At 66.3% G+C, this 17,857-nt stretch carries 18 protein-coding genes; 9 read left to right on the top strand and 9 right to left on the bottom strand.

Annotated elements, in window-relative coordinates; genetic code table 11:
• Nucleotides 1-883, bottom strand: an 883-nt coding sequence (locus E0T84_RS23195; RefSeq protein WP_138745675.1) for a type IV toxin-antitoxin system AbiEi family antitoxin domain-containing protein, incomplete at its 3' end; no start/stop codon positions are given.
• Nucleotides 884-1,107: 224 nt separating this feature from the next.
• Between E0T84_RS23195 and E0T84_RS23190 the strand changes: the two genes are divergently transcribed.
• The 8 genes from E0T84_RS23190 to E0T84_RS23155 all read left to right on the top strand — a co-directional run bounded on the left by E0T84_RS23190 (nucleotide 1,108) and on the right by E0T84_RS23155 (nucleotide 8,714).
• Nucleotides 1,108-2,088, top strand: coding sequence for a ribose-phosphate diphosphokinase (locus tag E0T84_RS23190; protein WP_070184820.1), 981 nt, complete (start codon nucleotides 1,108-1,110; stop codon nucleotides 2,086-2,088).
• The gene (gene arsC / locus E0T84_RS23185) at nucleotides 2,088-2,426 is read left to right on the top strand and encodes an arsenate reductase (glutaredoxin) (RefSeq protein ID WP_070184821.1); all 339 of its coding nucleotides are present in this window, start codon (nucleotides 2,088-2,090) and stop codon (nucleotides 2,424-2,426) included. The genes E0T84_RS23190 and arsC overlap by 1 nt, the downstream gene beginning before the upstream one ends.
• Nucleotides 2,423-3,067, top strand: coding sequence for an LpqN/LpqT family lipoprotein (locus E0T84_RS23180; protein WP_171055147.1), 645 nt, complete (start codon nucleotides 2,423-2,425; stop codon nucleotides 3,065-3,067). The genes arsC and E0T84_RS23180 overlap by 4 nt, the downstream gene beginning before the upstream one ends.
• Before the next feature lie 23 nt (nucleotides 3,068-3,090).
• On the top strand, nucleotides 3,091-3,963 hold the full coding sequence (locus E0T84_RS23175; protein WP_070184879.1) for an oxidoreductase: 873 nt from the start codon (nucleotides 3,091-3,093) through the stop codon (nucleotides 3,961-3,963).
• 170 nt (nucleotides 3,964-4,133) lie between these two features.
• On the top strand, nucleotides 4,134-4,787 hold the full coding sequence (locus tag E0T84_RS23170) for a 50S ribosomal protein L25/general stress protein Ctc (protein WP_138745674.1): 654 nt from the start codon (nucleotides 4,134-4,136) through the stop codon (nucleotides 4,785-4,787).
• Between the two features lie 36 nt (nucleotides 4,788-4,823).
• On the top strand, nucleotides 4,824-5,399 hold the full coding sequence (gene pth, locus E0T84_RS23165; RefSeq protein ID WP_138745673.1) for an aminoacyl-tRNA hydrolase: 576 nt from the start codon (nucleotides 4,824-4,826) through the stop codon (nucleotides 5,397-5,399).
• A 79-nt stretch (nucleotides 5,400-5,478) separates the two neighbouring features.
• Nucleotides 5,479-6,015, top strand: a complete 537-nt coding sequence (locus tag E0T84_RS23160) for a DUF4333 domain-containing protein (RefSeq protein WP_171055146.1) — start codon at nucleotides 5,479-5,481, stop codon at nucleotides 6,013-6,015.
• Between the two features lie 41 nt (nucleotides 6,016-6,056).
• Entirely contained in the window at nucleotides 6,057-8,714 is a 2,658-nt protein-coding gene (locus E0T84_RS23155) for a helix-turn-helix transcriptional regulator (protein WP_138745672.1), read from the top strand.
• Nucleotides 8,715-8,766: 52 nt separating this feature from the next.
• On the opposite strand, the gene E0T84_RS23150 is transcribed toward E0T84_RS23155, so the two are convergent.
• The 5 genes from E0T84_RS23150 to E0T84_RS23130 all read right to left on the bottom strand — a co-directional run bounded on the left by E0T84_RS23150 (nucleotide 8,767) and on the right by E0T84_RS23130 (nucleotide 13,890).
• Nucleotides 8,767-9,801 (bottom strand): 4Fe-4S binding protein, encoded by a 1,035-nt coding sequence (locus E0T84_RS23150; RefSeq protein ID WP_138745671.1) that lies wholly within the window; start codon nucleotides 9,799-9,801, stop codon nucleotides 8,767-8,769.
• 182 nt (nucleotides 9,802-9,983) lie between these two features.
• Nucleotides 9,984-10,211 (bottom strand): hypothetical protein, encoded by a 228-nt coding sequence (locus tag E0T84_RS23145; protein WP_234998152.1) that lies wholly within the window; start codon nucleotides 10,209-10,211, stop codon nucleotides 9,984-9,986.
• A 74-nt stretch (nucleotides 10,212-10,285) separates the two neighbouring features.
• Nucleotides 10,286-10,717, bottom strand: coding sequence for a DUF4189 domain-containing protein (locus E0T84_RS23140; RefSeq protein WP_070944573.1), 432 nt, complete (start codon nucleotides 10,715-10,717; stop codon nucleotides 10,286-10,288).
• A 201-nt stretch (nucleotides 10,718-10,918) separates the two neighbouring features.
• The gene (locus tag E0T84_RS23135) at nucleotides 10,919-12,553 is read right to left on the bottom strand and encodes a fatty acyl-AMP ligase (protein ID WP_138745670.1); all 1,635 of its coding nucleotides are present in this window, start codon (nucleotides 12,551-12,553) and stop codon (nucleotides 10,919-10,921) included.
• Between the two features lie 368 nt (nucleotides 12,554-12,921).
• Nucleotides 12,922-13,890 (bottom strand): 4-(cytidine 5'-diphospho)-2-C-methyl-D-erythritol kinase, encoded by a 969-nt coding sequence (locus E0T84_RS23130; RefSeq protein ID WP_200806072.1) that lies wholly within the window; start codon nucleotides 13,888-13,890, stop codon nucleotides 12,922-12,924.
• A gap of 55 nt (nucleotides 13,891-13,945) precedes the next feature.
• Between E0T84_RS23130 and E0T84_RS23125 the strand changes: the two genes are divergently transcribed.
• Nucleotides 13,946-14,809 (top strand): serine/threonine-protein kinase, encoded by an 864-nt coding sequence (locus tag E0T84_RS23125; RefSeq protein ID WP_138745669.1) that lies wholly within the window; start codon nucleotides 13,946-13,948, stop codon nucleotides 14,807-14,809.
• A gap of 66 nt (nucleotides 14,810-14,875) precedes the next feature.
• On the opposite strand, the gene rsmA is transcribed toward E0T84_RS23125, so the two are convergent.
• The 3 genes from rsmA to E0T84_RS23110 form a co-directional block, all read right to left on the bottom strand.
• A complete protein-coding gene (gene rsmA, locus E0T84_RS23120) occupies nucleotides 14,876-15,775 on the bottom strand; it encodes a 16S rRNA (adenine(1518)-N(6)/adenine(1519)-N(6))-dimethyltransferase RsmA (RefSeq protein WP_070184831.1) in 900 nt (299 codons plus the stop codon).
• Nucleotides 15,772-16,899 (bottom strand): resuscitation-promoting factor, encoded by a 1,128-nt coding sequence (locus E0T84_RS23115; RefSeq protein WP_070944571.1) that lies wholly within the window; start codon nucleotides 16,897-16,899, stop codon nucleotides 15,772-15,774. The genes rsmA and E0T84_RS23115 overlap by 4 nt, the downstream gene beginning before the upstream one ends.
• A gap of 90 nt (nucleotides 16,900-16,989) precedes the next feature.
• Complete coding sequence (locus E0T84_RS23110) at nucleotides 16,990-17,844, bottom strand: TatD family hydrolase (protein ID WP_070184833.1); 855 nt, start codon at nucleotides 17,842-17,844, stop codon at nucleotides 16,990-16,992.
• Between the last annotated feature and the right edge of the window lie 13 nt (nucleotides 17,845-17,857).

The following is a 17,857-nucleotide window of genomic DNA, read 5'->3' as shown; positions in this document are numbered from 1 at the left end:
CGCCCACCTCGATCCCGTGCCGCCGCATTACTTGGGCAACCTTCGCGGCAGTCCGACACGGTCGGTCGAATACCTGCCGGTATGACAGCCGGACAGTCGACAATCCCTCCACCGCAGCATCGAGATCGCGTTCGAAATCCTTGTTCCGCGCCGACAACGAGTCGTGGAACATGCGACCGTCGAGTTCGACCACAAGCCGTTGCCCATACTCGTTATCGCGGTAACAAACACCTATCGACGAGGCAGAACGCTTCTGTCTATCGGCCCGGGGTAACCCGTGTGCCCGCTCCACCCGACTGAGATACCCGTGTTCGAGGACCGAGCACGTGCCTTCGGCAATATCCAGCAGTATTGCCCGCATCCAGCGGCGACGGCGCACTCGTCGACGAGCATCGAGGGTGCGGAGCAAACGCCGAGCGGTGGTGCGCCGCGACTGACAGGCGTTGGCCAGGACCGCAATGGCGTCAAATTCGGACGTCGCACGGCAGGCAACCTCGAGCGCAGCTTCCTCGTAGCGCATACGTGGCGGCCCGACATGCCACAGCACCCGCTCCTCGAGGCGCACGAAATGGTAGATACGGACACCGGTCGGCTCAGCCAACGAGGTCCGTTTGCGGGCGACGCCGACATGGATCACAGAGCCTTCGTCCGACAAGGCCGATTCGAGGCACAGTGCGGCCGGGGCCGCATAAAGCACTGCCGCCCAGGCCCGTTGCAACCAACTCAACGGTCCCGTGTGGTCGACGTACACGCCATCGTGGACCCGCGCCCACTCGTTGCGTCTGAGCAACCTCCGGATATCGTGCTGCTTCATTCCCGCATCGAGCGCCTGCCGGCGCGAGATGATCCCAGCCTGCTGTCGAAGCACGTGGTCGATATCCACGCTGCCATGGTCGTACGGCCGAGGCGCCAGCCACCAGTACCGGATCGACAGCCTGGGGATAACCCGTTGTGCCGCGATTTACGGTCACCCGGTGGCTGTAGATCGCGGCGCTGATGGTCTCTGTCCGACGATTCGTGTTGGCAATCTGGTAACCCGGCTACGAACTACCAGAAACGCTACGTACGATTGCCCCGTATCGATCCCCAACCGCGAAGGCAGCCATAGTGGCCACGGACTGGACCGACAATCGAAAAAACCTGATGCTGTTCTCGGGGCGCGCGCACCCGGAGCTGGCGGAGCAGGTCGCCAAGGAACTCGACATCGAGGTCACGGCGCAGACCGCCCGCGACTTTGCCAACGGCGAGATCTTCGTCAGGTTCGATGAGTCCGTGCGCGGCTGCGACGCGTTCGTACTGCAATCGCATCCGGCCCCGCTCAACCAGTGGTTGATGGAACAGCTCATCATGATCGACGCGCTCAAGCGTGGCAGCGCCAAGCGGATCACCGCGATCCTGCCGTTCTATCCGTATGCGCGCCAAGACAAGAAGCACCGCGGCCGCGAGCCCATCTCGGCCCGCCTGGTCGCCGATCTGCTCAAGACCGCCGGCGCCGACCGCATCGTCTCGGTCGACCTGCACACCGACCAGATCCAGGGGTTCTTCGACGGCCCGGTCGACCACATGCGCGGCCAGTCGCTGCTGTGCGGCTACATCGGTGACAAGTACGGCGACTCCGACCTGGTCGTCGTCTCCCCCGACTCGGGCCGTGTGCGCGTCGCCGAGAAGTGGGCCGACTCCCTGGGCGGCGTGCCGCTGGCCTTCATCCACAAGACCCGCGACCCGCTGGTCCCCAACCAGGTCAAGGCCAACCGCGTCGTCGGTGACGTCAAGGGCAAGACCTGCATCCTGACCGACGACATGATCGACACCGGTGGCACCATCGCCGGCGCGGTCAAGCTGCTGCGTGAGGACGGCGCCAAAGACGTCATCATCGCGGCCACCCACGGTGTGCTGTCCGACCCGGCCGCCCAGCGTCTGGCCGACTGCGGCGCCCGTGAGGTGATCGTCACCAACACGCTGCCGATCACCGACGACAAGAAGTTCCCGCAGCTGACCGTGCTGTCCATCGCGCCGCTGCTGGCCAGCACCATCCGCGCGGTGTTCGAGAACGGTTCGGTGACCGGGCTGTTCGACGGGTCCGCGTAATGGCGCGGATTTTTCACAATCCGAAATGCTCGACCTCGCGGAAGACGCTGGAACTGTTGCGCGAGAACGGGATCGAGCCTGAGATCGTGCAGTATCTCAAGACCCCGCCGACCCGCGCGGAGTTGAAGCAGATGATCGCCGACGCAGGAATCGACGTGCGGACCGCGGCACGCAAACGTGAAACCCTTTACACCGAGCTGGGTTTGGCCGATGCCTCCGACGATGAACTGCTCGACGCGATGGCCGAGCACCCGATCCTGATCGAGCGCCCGTTCGTCGTCACCGACAAGGGCACCCGGCTGGCCCGCCCGATCGATTCGGTGCGCGAGATTCTGTGAAGCGGCTGCTTGCCATCGCCGCCGCGACGGGGATCCTGGCCACCGGCTGCGGCGCCGAAACGCCTGACTACAAGTCGATCTGGACCACGAGTTCGACGACCCCGGCCACTGCTGCGGACGACCAACCGGTGCCGCTGTGGCAGTACCTGGAGGACTCCGGCGTGGTCGGCGAACCCGTCGCACCCGAGAAGATCCCCCACCTGTCCGTGACCATGCCGACCCCGCCGGGGTGGCACCCCTACAACAATCCGAACCTCGCGCCGGGTACCCGAATGATCGCCAAGGGTGACACCTACCCCACCGCGATGATGCTCGCCTTCCAGTTGCACGGCGATTTCGACGCGCCAAAGGCCCTCAAAGAGCACGGCTACGCCGACGCCCAGCTCTCGGAGAACTTCAAGCAGCTCAACGCATCCACCGCCGATTGGAAGGGCTTCCCGTCGGCGATGATCGAGGGCAGCTACGACCTCAACGGCAAGCGCATGCAGAGCTACAACCGCGTCGTTGTCGCCGAGGACGGGCTGCAGCCGCCGCAGCGCTATCTCGTCCAGCTCACCGTGACGACATATGCCGACGAGGCCGCGGCGCAGGGCCGAGACATAGAGTCGATCATCGCGGGCTTCAACATCGCGAAGAAGTGACGCCGGACCGTAGGGTGGTCAGCATGAGTGGATGGACCAGCGCTGATCTGCCTTCGTTCTCCGGCCGTCGGGTGATCGTCACCGGCGCCAACAGTGGCCTGGGGCTCGTCACCGCCCGTGAACTCGCCCGCGTCGGCGCCAAGGTCACCATCGCGGTCCGCAACTTGGACAAGGGCACCGCCGCTGCGGCCACCATGACCGGCGGATCCGTCGAGGTCCGCAAGCTCGATCTGCAGGACCTCGCATCGGTGCACGAGTTCGCCGACACCGTCGAGAGCGTCGACGTGCTGATCAACAACGCCGGCATCATGGCCGTGCCGCTCAGCCGGACCGTCGACGGCTTCGAGAGCCAGATCGGCACCAACCACCTCGGCCATTTCGCGCTGACCAACCTACTGCTGCCCAAGATCACCGGTCGGGTGGTGACGGTGTCGTCGTTGATGCACTGGATCGGGCAGATCAGCCTGCGGGACCTCAACTGGAAGTCGCGGCCGTATTCGGCCTGGCTGGCCTACGGCCAGTCCAAGCTGGCCAATCTGATGTTCACCTCCGAACTGCAGCGCCGGCTGACGGCGTCGGGCTCGCAGGTCCGTGCGCTGGCCGCCCACCCCGGCTACTCGGCGACAAACCTGCAGGGCCAGACCGGCAACAAGTTCGGCGCCCGGATGATGGCCGTCGCCAACCGGGCGTTCGCCAGCGACGCGTCATTCGGCGCCCGTCAGACGCTGTTCGCGGCCTCCCAGGATGTCCCCGGCGACAGCTTCATCGGTCCGCGGTTCGGCCAGTTCGGTCCCAGCCAGCCAGTCGGTCGCAGCCCGCTGGCCCGGCGGGTGGAGACTCAGAAGGGGCTGTGGGAGCTGTCCGAGCAGCTCACCAAGATCACCTACCCGCTGTAGCGGGAACTGGACGATTTTTGCCGACAGCCTGCTCTTTGCTACCCTGACCAGGCGTCACGGCGAGGGTGGACCTTCACAGACCACCGTTATCGGCGGGAACTTCTACAAGTGTTGCGACCCTTGCCGTGCTGACGATCCGACCGCAGTACCGCAATTAGAGGAGCAACATCATGGCCAAGGCCACCGCCAAGAACATCCCCAACAAGCTGACTGCCAACGTGCGTACCCGCACCGGCAAGGGCGCCTCGCGTCAGGCCCGCCGTGACGGCAAGGTGCCCACCGTGCTCTACGGCCACGGCACCGACCCCCAGCACCTCGAGATCAATGCCCGCGAGTTCGCTGCCGTGCTGCGCCACGCGGGCACCAACGCCGTGCTGACCCTCGACATCGAGGGCAAGGAGCAACTGGCCCTGACCAAGTCCCTCGACATCCACCCGATCCGCCGCAACATCCAGCACGCCGACCTGCTCGTCGTGCGTCGTGGTGAGAAGGTCCACGTCGAGGTCACCGTCACTCTCGAGGGCGACGCCGCCCCGGGCACCCTGGTCACCCAGGACGCCAACGCCATCGAGATCGAGGCCGAGGCCCTGTCGATCCCCGATCACCTGACCGTGTCGATCGAGGGCGCCGAGGCCGGCACCCAGGTCACTGCCGGCCAGATCGCCCTGCCGGCCGGCGTTTCGCTGGTGTCGGATCCCGAACTGCTCGTGGCCAACATCGTCGAGGCGCCCAGCGCCGAGGAGCTCGAGTCCGAGGGTGCCGGCGAGGCCGGCGAGGCCGCCGCCGAGGAGCCTGCTGCCGAAGCCGTCGAAGATTCCGAGTAATCAGGCTTCCGAGTAATCAGGTAGGACATTCCGAGAATGGCCGAGCCGCTGCTGGTGGTGGGCCTGGGGAACCCCGGGCCCGCCTATGCCAAGACCCGGCACAACATCGGGTTCATGGTGGCCGACGTACTGGCCGCCCGCATCGGCTCGGCCTTCAAGGTGCACAAGAAATCTGGCGCCGAGGTGGTTACCGGGCGGCTCGCGGGAGCTCCGGTGATACTGGCCAAGCCTCGCTGCTACATGAACGAATCCGGCCGCCAGGTCGGACCTTTGGCCAAGTTCTACTCCGTACCGCCGGCCCGGATCGTGGTCATCCACGACGAACTCGACATCGACTTCGGCCGGATCCGGCTCAAAGTCGGTGGCGGAGAAGGTGGCCACAACGGGCTGCGGTCGGTCGCGTCAGCCTTGGGCAGCAAGGACTTTCAGCGAGTCCGCATCGGGGTGGGTCGCCCGCCTGGCCGCAAGGATCCGGCGGCATTCGTGTTGGAGGCCTTCACCGCCGCCGAACGCGCCGAGGTGCCGACAATCTGCGAGCAGGCCGCCGACGCCACCGAGCTGCTGATCGCTCAGGGCCTGGAGCCGGCCCAGAACACCGTGCACGCCTGGTGACATCTCGGCTTGCACCGAAGCCGGGCATGGGCATATTTCCCTATATCCGCGGAACTACCAGGTGGGTAGCGTTTTCCGCATGCCTCCTCTGAACGCAACGATCGGGCTGCTGCTCGCAGTCCCCGCCTTGGCGAGTTGCCAGTTCTCGGTGTCGGCCGGCCAGCCTGACTACGAGAAGCTCGAAAACGCCATCGCCGACACGTTGAACGCGACGTACGAAAAGATCTCCAGCCAGGTTTCGGGAGTGGAATGCCCTCGGCAGGCAGAAGCGCCGAAAAAGGGCGACACCTTCATCTGCAAGGCGGATCTCGAGGGTGAGGACGTACGAGTCCAGGCCACCCTGACCGATGACGACGGCAACGTCGATTACCGCACGATGGACACCGTCTACGACCTACAGGCGTTGGCCGTGGAACTGTCCGGGAACATCTCGGCCGACCGCGGGTTCGAGGTGACGGTGTCGTGCGGTGATGGGTTGAAGGTAGTCGAGATCGGTAAGTCGTTCGAGTGCGTCGCCGCCGACCGGCGTGGCGATACCCGTCCGGTCAAGGTAACCGCGGGCGGCGTCGATGAGGAAGACCGCTGGGAACTGATCCTGGAAGAAGGCGACGAATAGGTCGTACGCACAGCTGTTTGGTCGGATAACCTGCCTGCCTTATGGCAGGTATCGTCGGGCGCGTCGCGCTCATGGAGGTGCTGGCCGACGCCTGGCGCCAGGCATGCGGCGGCGGCGGGCAGGTGTTGGTGCTGCTCGGCGACGCCGGCGTCGGCAAGTCCAGCGTGCTCGGCTGGCTGGCCGAGCGGATCGGCCGGCAGGCACGCACGGTCACCTGCCGCGGTGAGGAACTGTCGCTGCCGCTGTCGACGGTGGCCGACTGCGTGTCCGCGTTGCGTTCGCCGGCGATCTCGGCCGTCGGCGGTATGCCCGGCACGGATGTGTTTCAAGCGGCGGAAGTGCTGCGCGACACGCTGAATCAGGCCGGCCCGACCGCATTGTTGATCGACGATATCCACGATGCCGATCCGTCCAGCCGCACGGCGGTGAGCCTTGCTCTGCGCCGGTCGCCAGTCAGCGGGGTGCTCGTGGTGATCACCGCGCGGAGCACGCCGGCGATGCATCGTTTTGCCGAAGGGTTCCGCGTCGAACAACTTGATGGGTTACCGATCGACGCCGCGGCCGAGTTGCTGGAGACTTCCAGCGAGCGGCCGGTGGCACCCGAGGTCGCACGCAAGCTGTTGGAAGTCGCTGCGGGTAATCCGCTCGCACTGACCCACCTGCCGGATGCGTTGTCCTCCGACCAGCTCGCCGGTTCGGCGCGGCTGCCCGATGAGCTCCCCCTCGTCGGTGACTTGCACACCGTGTTCACTCGCCAACTTCCACTCGCCGGCACCGCCGCCAGAGAGGTGTTGGATCTGGCCGCGGTATCGGCGAGCGGAACCTGGTCGGTGATCGCCGAGCTGCGCCCCGGCCTGGTCGTCGACGGAGTGGCGGCACTCGAGGACGTCGGGCTGGCCCGGCTCCACGAAGGAGTGCTGACTCTGCGACATCCCTTGCTGCGGACCGCCGCGCTGCGCGCGATGCCACAGTCTCGTTGGCGTGCCCTCAACCTCGAGCTGGCCGCATCGTCGGCGACACCCGAGCACATCCGGCTGCTGCATCGGGCGCGGGGCACGTTGGGCCCCGACGAAGAACTTGCGGACGCGCTCACCGACGCGGCGCATGTGCAGCGGATGCTCGGCGCCACCGCCGCGGCCGCCTACGCGCTCGACTGCGCGGTCGAGTTGACCGAGTCTCCGGTGCGCCGCGCCCAACTGCACATGGAGACGGCCGGATTACTCGCTGTAGCGGGCGAGCCGTTGGCGGCGCGATATCGGTTGGAGGCTGTGCTGGCCGACCCGTCTTGCCGTGACCTGCACGTCGCTGCCACGGTCTCGTTGGCCACACTGGAGGCCGTCGATGGTGCTCCTGCGGTTGCATGGCAACGACTTTCCGAGTGCGCGGCCGCGGCGTCGCGCGACGACATCGGCATTCTGTATGCCAGGATGGGTATTCCGCTCGGCATGTTGGGGCTGGTCGGTGACATCGTCCAGAACGCCGAGACGGCCGTCGAACTGTGCAAGCCCAGTACGCCGGAGTGGGTGGCGGCACGGTTGACGCTCGCGCACGCCGCCTGCGCCAGCGATGAGGCGCGGGCCAATCATCTGGTCGACGAGCTGCTCGGCGACCTGCAATTAGACGGTGTGGTGGAGGTGGACCCCACCGTCGGCCTGCATCTCGGCCGAGCGTTGTCCATCGCGGAACGGTACAGCACCGCTGTCGAGATACTGACCCCACTGAGCACTCGACTACGAGGTGAAGGTGCGCGAACCAGCTTGGCGATGACCTTCGGCGCACTGGGTGAAACTCGGGTCCGCTCATCACGATTCGACGAGGCACTGGTCTGTCTGGACGAGGCGATCGCACTCAGTCTTGCCACTGGGCAGCGCGCCTTCGCCCCGTTCTGGTTGTCGTTGCGGGCGCGGGTGCGGGCCATCCGGGGTGACGATCGGGCCGCCGACGATGATCTGGCGCTCGGATTCAGCATCTCCGACGAGCTACATACCTTCGGCGCCAGGTACTTTCTGCTTGCCAATGCCGGTCTGGTGGCGCTGAGCGCCGGACGGTACGCCGACGCTGTTGCCGCACTTGAGGAGTGCTGGTCATTCGAGCAGTCAGGCGGTCTCCTGGCTCCGCAGTTGGCTCGCTGGCACGCCGACCTGGTCGAGGCCCTCGTCGCAACCGGACGCCGCGATGAGGCCGTCCCGGTTCTCGCCCATCTCACAGCGGTTGCCGACACCCCAGGCTGTAGCCGGTGGACCCGCGCCACCACATTGCGTGCGCAGGCACTGATGTGTGCGGACGCCGACCGGGATGAAGCCCTACGATTGGCCGACGCGGCCCTACAGACCTACGACCGAGACGTCGACGCGTTCGACCATGCCAGGACCTTGAAGATAGCCGCGGAATTGACCCCGGACCCAGAACGTCGCCAGGTGACGAGGATGAAGGCACAGTACGGTTTCCGCAGAGTGGGAGCGTCGGCGTGGTCGGCGCAGGGTCCGGCCGTGGAATCACCGCCAGGAATGTCCGGACTGACCGATACCGAACGGCGGGTGCTGATCGAGGTCTCCAACGGCCTCACGAATCGTCAGATCGCCAACGTGCTGCAGATGAGCAGCAAGACGGTGGCGAACCACCTTTATCACGTGTATCGCAAACTGGGTGTCGCTTCGCGCACCGAGGCCGCACGGGTCATTCTGCTCGCGCAGGGCTGACCCGCCCCCGATCATCCCCCGCGGCGTCGCAATCGGGGATTCCGAAGTCCGGTCAGACACCCCGGATTCCGCTGTCCACCACCTTGACGGTCTTGTGCGGAAACCGCTTCTCGGCATGCGCCTTGGCCGCCGAGTTCGGCAGCACATACAGCGTCTCCCGCTTGTCTCGCAGGGGTTTGAGCACCCGGTCCATGAACTCCTGGCGGTCATCGAGGTAGGGCTCGATGACGTCCTCCCCCGCCGGGCACACCGCAAGGCAGTAGGCCGCCTTGTAGTTGGCTTTGAAGGACAGGCTCTGCCACATCGACGCATTCTCTGAATCACTTACCCGGGAACGGAATTCGGCGGCGTCAGCACTGTCGGCGACGGTCTGCGCCCAGTCGGTGAAGCCACCCATGAACTCGCGGTAGTTGTGCACCGAGCAGGCGACGAAATCGAACTCGCCGTCCTTGCCGATCGCGCCGACCGGGCAGGCCGCCACACACAGCTTGCATTCCAGGCACGGGGAATAGTCCAGCGGCTCACCGTAACTGCTGATCGGTGTGCCGACCAAGATGGTGGCCAGCAGGATGAAGTTGCCGAACCTCGGGTGGATCACGTTGCGATGGATTCCCATCACTCCCAGCCCTGAGGCTACCGCGACGGGCTTGTGCGCCACCACCCAGATCCGCCCGGGGTACCTGTCCATCTCCATCGGGAAGGTTGCCGACGGGTTCACCGCGCGATGGCCGGCATCCTCCAACGCCCGGGTGATCCGGTGGGCCGCCTCGTTGATGATCTCCCCACTACGGTGGAACTCCTGGTTGGCCACGCTACGGGTGGACGAGCGCACGTTGTCGCGGTTCATCTTCACCACCAGTGAGATGTAGCTGCGCACCCCCGGCAGCGCGGCCTCGACGTGCTCGCGCTCAGAGGCCAGGTCCGGGTTGTCCGCACCAGCGAAGGCGACGTCGTCGGCCCCGGCGTCCAGACACAACGCACGCAGCCAGTCGGCGTCGATCATGTCCGGGGCCGGGGCCTCCGAACGGGTACGCACCGCGCGCACGGTCGGGTGGTCGGCCAGCCGCGGCGGAAGCTTCGATGTCATGAAGCTGAGTATAGTTCTCTATACTCAGCGCGCAAGGGCGCAACCGCTCCGCGTGAAGAAACGGTTCCGGCCCGATGCGCACCCGCCCGGCCCTGCGTAGCGGCGCCACAAACCACCGCGGGCGGGCGCGTCACGAAAGACACGCCCGCCCGCGGATGTTCGATTCCGACTCGGCGAAATGACTAGCGACGACCCCCGGGCATACCCAGCCACGGGAACACCGGGATGTTGGCCGGCGGCGCAGTGGTGCCTGGCCTGACCTTGATCGAGGTGCTGCCGTTGGTCGAACAGATCGTCTTGGTGGCGGTGTCCTGGCAGGTCGGTCGAGCCGACGCCACGGGCGCCGAAATAACCGAGGCTGCCGCCAATCCCGCCATCACGAAAGCGAACTTGCCGCGACCTGTCATCATGTCCTTCCCTTTCCGGGCTACGACCGCGATACCAGAATGGTCATGCGCTGAACGCGCCGGCTTCCGCTCGCTCATCAGGGGCAGGCCGATACGACAACGGGCGAATCCGCATCCAGCGGAGTGTTGTTCGCCGCCGCTCGATTGAACGCGTCCTGGCGCGCAGCCTCCACAGTGGCCCCGGCGCCGCCGGCCACCGCATGGTTGCTCGGGCTGGCGACCGACACGATGCAGAGGTTGTCGTTGGTCACCTCGTCAGCCGTACATTCGACGCCACCGGCGTTCTGGCACGCCGCGATCACCGCCGCAGAGGCCTCTTCACTGGTGTCACCGGTCGCGGTGAAACCGCCGAGCGTGTCGATGAATTCGCCCGTACCCACTGCCGCAAAGATGTCTTCGGGGTCTTCGACATAGCCCCCAGGCCCGCCTGCCCACGCGGTGCCCGCGGAAATCCCGGCAGCAATAACACCTGCGCCAAGAATCGCCGAAACCCATCGGGAATTGACCATGCTGGTCCTCTCGTCAAAGTGGTTTCCGCGTCAGAATACGCAAATTCACGTCGACGATGGGCAAATTGACGTGCTCTCATCGCATTTGCTTACAACAATGGAAACCCAGACGAAAAGCGCGCCGAAATCCCGCGAGATTACCCAAAGTGCTGCCCGCGAGCGGCGTGTCGCGGAGCGGACACGCCGCTCGCGGCGCAAAGACTAGGTGACCAGGGAGACCGAGTTGGCGCGACGCAGCTTGCCCGACGGGGTCTTCGGGATACTCCCGGGCCCGAGCACCACGACATTGCGCGGACGCATATCGACCTCGGAAACCACCTCGTGAGCCACCTGATGTTCGATCCGGCGCACCTCGGCCGGGTCCTGCCAAGCATTGGATTCCACCGCGACGGCGAAGGTCTCACGCGAGTGTCCGGCATCAAGCCGCACCGCGACGGCACAGCCGGGGCGCACGCCCTCGACGCGGCCGGCCGCACGCTCGATGTCGGTCGGGTAAATGTTGCGCCCGGCCATGATGATCACGTCCTTGACGCGACCACACACGATGATGTTGCCCTCTTCGGTGATGTAGCCCAGATCGCCGGTGTCGTACCAGCCGTGTTCGTCCTGGGCCGGCAGGAATCCGCCCATGGTGATGTAGCCAGGAGTCAGAGATTCGCCGCGCAACTCGATGACGCCGACGCCGCGGGCGGGCATCACGTCGCCGTGCTCGTCGACGACGCGCGCCTCGAGATCCTGCAGGAGCGGACCGAGGGAGGCCAGCCGCTTGGTGTTGCCCTTGGTGGCGGGCACGGCGCGGCGCAATGCAGCCAGCAGGTCGGCGTCGACCTCGTCGACCACCAGGCCGGCGTTGCACGGCGAGAATGACACCGCCAGGCAGGTCTCGGCCATGCCGTAGGCCGGCAGGATCGCCGACTCCGGAAGACCGAAGGGCTTGCCCGCGTCGAGCAGGTCCTCGACGTCGGCCGGCTCCACGGGCTCGGCACCCGAGAGCGCGAACCGCAGCGTGGACAGGTCGTACTCGCCCGGGTTGGCCTGACGGCGCAACCGCTTGGCGAACAGTGCGTAGGCGAAGTTGGGCGCCGCGGTCATGGTGCCCTTGTACTTGGTGATGAGCTTGGCCCACAGCAGGGTGTCGCGTAGGAAGTCCATCGGCGTGACCTTGACGAGCTCGGCGCCGAAGTACATCGGGATGGTCAGGAAGCCGACCATGCCCATGTCGTGGAAGCAGGGCAGCCAGCTCACCATGACGTCCTTGTCGACGTCGTACTCCGCACCGATGAACATCGCCTCGGCATTGGAATGGATGTTGCGGTGGGTGATCTGGACGGCCTTGGGCGAGCCGGTCGAACCGGACGTCAACTGCATCAGCGCCAGGTCGTCCTCGCCGGTCTCGACCGGATCGACCGGGTCAGATGCCAGCAGATCGGCGACGGTAAGGACCTTGACCCCTTTTTCTTCGAGCACCGGGATGGCCACCAGGAACGGCTCGGAGACGATGACGGCGTCGGCCTCGATCATGCCGATCACGTTCATCGTGTCTTCGGCCCACACCGCCAGGTCCGTGCGCGGGGTCGGCTGGTGCAGCATGGTCAGGCTCGCGCCCCGCATCCACACGCCCTGCGCCGTCGGCGCGATCTCCACCGGGAAGCCGGCCAGCACGCCGACGGCGTCTCCGTGGCCGATTCCGGCGGCAGCCAGGCCGCCCGCGATACGCCGGGCCCGTTCGTGAACCTCACCCCAGGTGTGGCGCACCGGCTCGTGCGGCTCGCCAGTCACCATGCCGCGCTTGCTCTCACGAGCGTTGCGGAACATCTTCTCGGTGAATCTGCTCACGACGACCTCCTTGGCTTCCGCGGCGCGGGCACCGGCGACAGTGCGCCAGGTGCAGTTGCCCGGTTATCCATGCTCCGCCCGGTGTGCGCTGCTTTTGGGTAGGCGCGCGCACACGATTGGGGAGCAGTTATGTCTCGAATAGGTGATGCCCCGGTACCGGGGATACAGCTCCGCGACCGCCCACCGTGACCGGCGGCGGGCGCATAAGTCGCATCCGATGCCACATCGCTAGCATTCACCGCCGATCATCTTAAGAGACCCTTAAGTAACTGGCCAAACCCTCACGTCAATTGAGGCCTGCGTCACATTTCTCCCCTCACGCCGGCCCGCCGTCGAAAACCGCGGACAACGCCAGTCCGGCCTCTTTCTCAGGCTGAGCTCGACGGTTCCGGCACGACCCGGGCACCGCTCACAGGTCCGCTGGCCACCCGCACAGTCCGGCACACACCCGCCCCGGCCAGCTCCGCGCCCACGTCCACCGCCGACGTCGACGACGGACACAGGAACGCGCACGTCGGGCCCGAGCCGGACACGATGCCGGCCAGCGCGCCCGCGTCCACCCCGGCACGCAAGGTCCGGCGCAGGTCCGGATACAAGCTCAGCGCGGCCGCCTGCAGGTCATTGCCCAACAGCGCGGCCAGTTCGGCCGGATCGCCGGAGGCCAGCGCCGCGACCACGGGTTCAGGTTCTTCGACCCGCGGCGGGCCTCCGGTCGAGGTGTCCGCACGCAGCCGATCCAGCTCACCGAACACCTTCGGGGTGGACAACCCCTTGTGTGCGAACGCCAGCACCCAGTGGAAGGTATTGCGGGCCAGGACCGTGGCGAGCTCCTCACCGCGGCCGGTGCCCAGCGCCGTGCCGCCGTGCAGCGCGAACGGGACATCGCTGCCCAGCCGCGCGGCCAGCGCATGCAGATCACGCCGGGGCACGCCGAGCTCCCACAACGTGTTCATCGCCACCAGCACCGCGGCAGCATCGGCACTGCCGCCGGCCATGCCACCGGCCACCGGGATCGACTTGTCGATGCTGATCGCCACGTCCGGCGCCCGGCCCACGTGCTCGGCCAGCAGCTCGGCCGCACGCCAGGCCAGGTTGCGCTCGTCGGCGGGCACCGACTCCACGCCCTCACCCTCGACCGTCAGCGACAGCATGTCGGCATTGCGCACCGTCACCTCGTCCAGCAGCGAAACGGCATGGAACACCGTGGTGAGGTCGTGGTAGCCGTCGTCGCGCACATCGCCGACGGCCAGATACAGGTTCACCTTGCCGGGGACGCGCACGGTGACGGAGCCGGTGGGGACCCACTCGGAGGCGATACTGCCGTCGGATGCTGACACGGCCACGACACTATCGCCGCCACCCCGTGGTTGTCGGTGAACTTAAGCTGAGACGGTGCCCTCACCCGAGGTGGTCGTCGCGGGCTACACCGCGGTGAAAGTCGTGGGGACCGGCGGATCCGCCACCGTCTACTCGGCCTGCGACCCCGACGGGGACACCGTCGCGCTCAAGGTTCTCGACGATCAGCTTCGCCAACCGGCTCAACTGGCCCGGCTACAGCGCGAGTTCGACTTGGCCCGTCGACTCGTCCACCCCAACATCGTCACGGTGTATGCCGCCGGCCCAGGCTGGTTGGCGATGGAGCTGCTCGACAGCACGGTGAACGGCTTGCCCGGGATCCCCGAGCGGCTCACCGCACTGACCCAGATCGCGGGGGCACTGGATTTCGCCCACCGTCGCGGGATCGTGCACTGCGATGTCAAACCCGCCAATATCCTTGTCGATGAACCATTTTCGCGGGCAGTACTGGTCGATTTCGGCGTCGCACACTCAATGGCTCAGGACGTCGCCGCCCGCCTCGCCCACGACCGGTCCCCCCGGATGAGCCTCGACCCGGCCCGTCGAATCACCCGTCAGACTTCCCAGCCGCACCCGAACATCCAAGCGTCACTGGCCTATTCGGCGCCCGAACTGCTCGTCGGGCGGACGCCGTCGGCGGCCACCGACCAGTACGCGCTGGCTTGCACGACGGTGGAACTTCTCACGGGTTCGCCGCCGTTCACCGCAGACACCGCGCTGGCCCTGATCGACCAGCAGCTGTACAGCCGTCCGCCACGAATATCGCAGCGCTGCAATTGGATTCCACGCACAGCAGACTCGATCGTCGCCAAGGCCATGGCCAAGGAGCCAGGCCGGCGCCACGACTCGTGTTCCGAGTTCGTCAGGCAGCTCCGCGAGGCGGTCCAGCCCCGAACGTGAAGAAGATCGCGAGATTGGTCGACAATCTCGCGATCTTCTTCACGTTCACCACATCAGTGTGGCCGGTTAGCGCGCCGCCTCAACCTCGGCCGCGGCCTCACCCTCGGCTTCCTTGGCCCGCTGCAGTAGCCGGACGAAATCGGCGATGCTGAGTGTCTCACCACGGCGCGACGGGTCGATGCTGGCAGCCAGCAGCCGCTCGGCCGACTCGTTACCCGAGCCCGCCCAGTCGGCGAACGCGTTGCGCGAGGTCTTGCGCCGCTGCGCGAACCCGATGTCGATGAGCTTGAACACCTCATCGCGGAACTCGACGTCCGTGGGCCACGGCGATGTCTCGTACCGGTCGATGCGGACCAGCCCGGAATACACCCGCGGAATCGGCCAGAACACCGTCGGCGACACCATCCCGTGCCTGCGCACGTTTCCGTAGAAACGCACCTTGGCACTGGGCACGCCGTAGTCCTTGCCGCCGGGTTCGGCCGCCAGCCGCTCGGCCACCTCGGCCTGCACCATGACCATCACCGTCCGGATCGACGGGAACTCGGCCAACAGATGCAGCAGCGCGGGCACCGCCACGTTGTACGGCAGGTTGGCCACGAGCGCGGTCGGCTGATCGGTCAGATCAGACGGCATCAGCGTCAGGATGTCCTGGTTGATGACGGTGAGCCGGTTGATCTCGCTGTGCGAGTGATCGGCGATGGTGGCCGGCAATTGCTTGGCCAGCACCGGGTCGATCTCCACAGCGGTCACCCTGGCGCCACGGTCCAACAGGGGCAGGGTCAGTGACCCCAGACCCGGTCCGACCTCCAGCACATGGTCGCTCCGGTGGATACCGGAAGCCGACACGATGCGCCGGACAGTGTTGGCATCATGCACGAAGTTCTGGCCAAAGGCCTTGCGTGGCCGAAAGTCGATTTCTTTCGCCAAGCGTCGTATCTCGGTCCGCCCGAGCAGTCGAATAGTCAGCGCGCCCCAATCCTCCCACTACACACCGGCCAAGCTCCCCATCCCTGCCGGGCCTGCGTCACCGTAGCAATCGCAATCTGCTCTTCTCTAGTCGCCAGATCGGCCCTCGGAGCATACCGCAGACCACCCTGTCGCTCCCAGGTGTTTTGGTCGAATTGGACGCCGCCGTAGAACCCGTTGCCCGTGTTAATCGCCCAGTTACCTCCCGCTTCGCACTGTGCGAGCGAGTCCCACTGGGCTCCGTTGGTAACCGGCGGAACTTCGGTGCCGGGCTTTGCTCCGACCCGCAGCACACCATCGCGCGCCGGCTCGATCACGACATTGGCTACTGGCAGCCTGCCGGTCTCCACACCGTTCACCTTGGCCACCGCATAGGTCACGTCCTGGGTGCCCGGGGCGCCGGGGTCCTCGACGACCTTGCGGCTCATGTTCAGCTCGGGGTCTTCGATGCGCTTGTTGCCGGGAGCCAACGGCACCCGCTCGGTGACCTTCTCGATGCGCATGCGGGTCACCTGCACTTGCATACCCTCGGTGACCGGCGTCGATGCCGCCGGGACCACGGTGTCGTTCTGTTCCAGCGGCGCCCCCGCGGCGGCAAGCAGACCGGCCACGTTCGGGGCCGCCAGGTGCACGGTCCGCGCATTGCCGCCGTCGTCGATTCGCACCGTCTTGGCGCTCACCACGGGCAGTGCCATACCGCCCAACGGCACCCTGCTGCCGCGGGACGCCGCGGCCGGCGCCTTGTCGGTCATCTTCAGCTGCGCCAGGGCCTCGTCCACGGTCGAGGCGGTGGTCCACACCTGCTTGCTGTCATTGCCGTCCAACGACAATTCCAGCGGCCGGCTGCGCCGCAGAACGATGGTGTCGGACTGGTGCACGGACTCGTCGGCGGCCGGATAAAGATCATCGCGATCGCCTACGGAAAATCCGTTCTCCTGGACCACGTCGATCACCCGGGACTTCATGGTCGTCACGGTCATCGGCGCGCCGTCCACGCTCAGCGTGACGGTCTTGTGCGATCCGACGGCATAACCCCCGGCCGCGGTGAGCGTGACCAACAGGGCTCCCACCACGCCTCGTAGCAGCGGTGATCGCGATTCATGAATTTTGTTGAGCGCTTCCATATACCCGCTTTTCGGCTCGGACGGCATAGTTCACCGCCGGCGGTTGAGCTTTGATCACAAGACGGTAACGAAAAGGCCCACACCCGGCAACTACGCCAGGCCGCTCCCGTTAAGTCCGTACACCCGCGCCGCAGTGGCTGCGGTCTCGGACGCGACCTCTTCGGCGGGTCGGTCCAGCAACTCTGCGAGTGCCCGCACAGTGTATGGCAGGCAGTACGGCTCGTTCGGCGCCCCGCGGAACGGGTGCGGGGTCAGAAACGGTGCGTCGGTCTCGACCAACAACTGACCCGGCGGGATCAACCGAGCGGCTTCACGCAGGTCAGCCGCATTCTTGAAACTCACGGTGCCCGAAAGGCTGAGCACCCAGCCCGCCTCGACACAGGTGTGGGCCATCTCCGGTCCCGACGAAAAACAGTGGAAGATCACTATCTCGGGGGCTCCTTCGGCGCGCAGCACGTCGAGAACCTCCGCATCGGCATCGCGATTGTGGATCATCAACGGCTTGCCGGTGCGCTTGGCCAGGTCGATGTGCCATGCGAACCCCTCGCGCTGCTCGTCCGGCGTCGCGCAGCCGTCCAGCCGGCCGGGCCAGTACAGGTCCATCCCGGTCTCACCGACCGCCACCACCCGCGGATGGACGGCCAACCGCTCCAGCTCGGCCCTGGCCGCGTCGTCGAGCACGTTGGCCCGGGTCGGATGCAGCGCCACCGCCCCGAAAACCCGCTCATCAGCGTCGACGGCCCTGGTCACCCAGCGAGCCGAATCCAGATCGTCGGCGATGGTGACCGCCTGGCCCACCCCGACGGCGGCCGCGCGGTCCATGATCGCGCGGACATCCTCAGCGGTCTGCGCACCGCAGGCGTCCAGATGGGTGTGTGCATCGACCAGCGGACCCAACGGCTCGGGGGCTGGCGGCTTCTCCCTGGCTGAGCGTTTCGAACCCACCGCAACACCATAA

It is taken from the genome of Mycobacterium sp. DBP42 (assembly GCF_005924235.1).
Lineage (GTDB): Bacteria > Actinomycetota > Actinomycetes > Mycobacteriales > Mycobacteriaceae > Mycobacterium > Mycobacterium syngnathidarum.
Note: the sequence above shows the minus strand (reverse complement) of the source record. Positions and strands in the feature narration are given on the sequence as shown.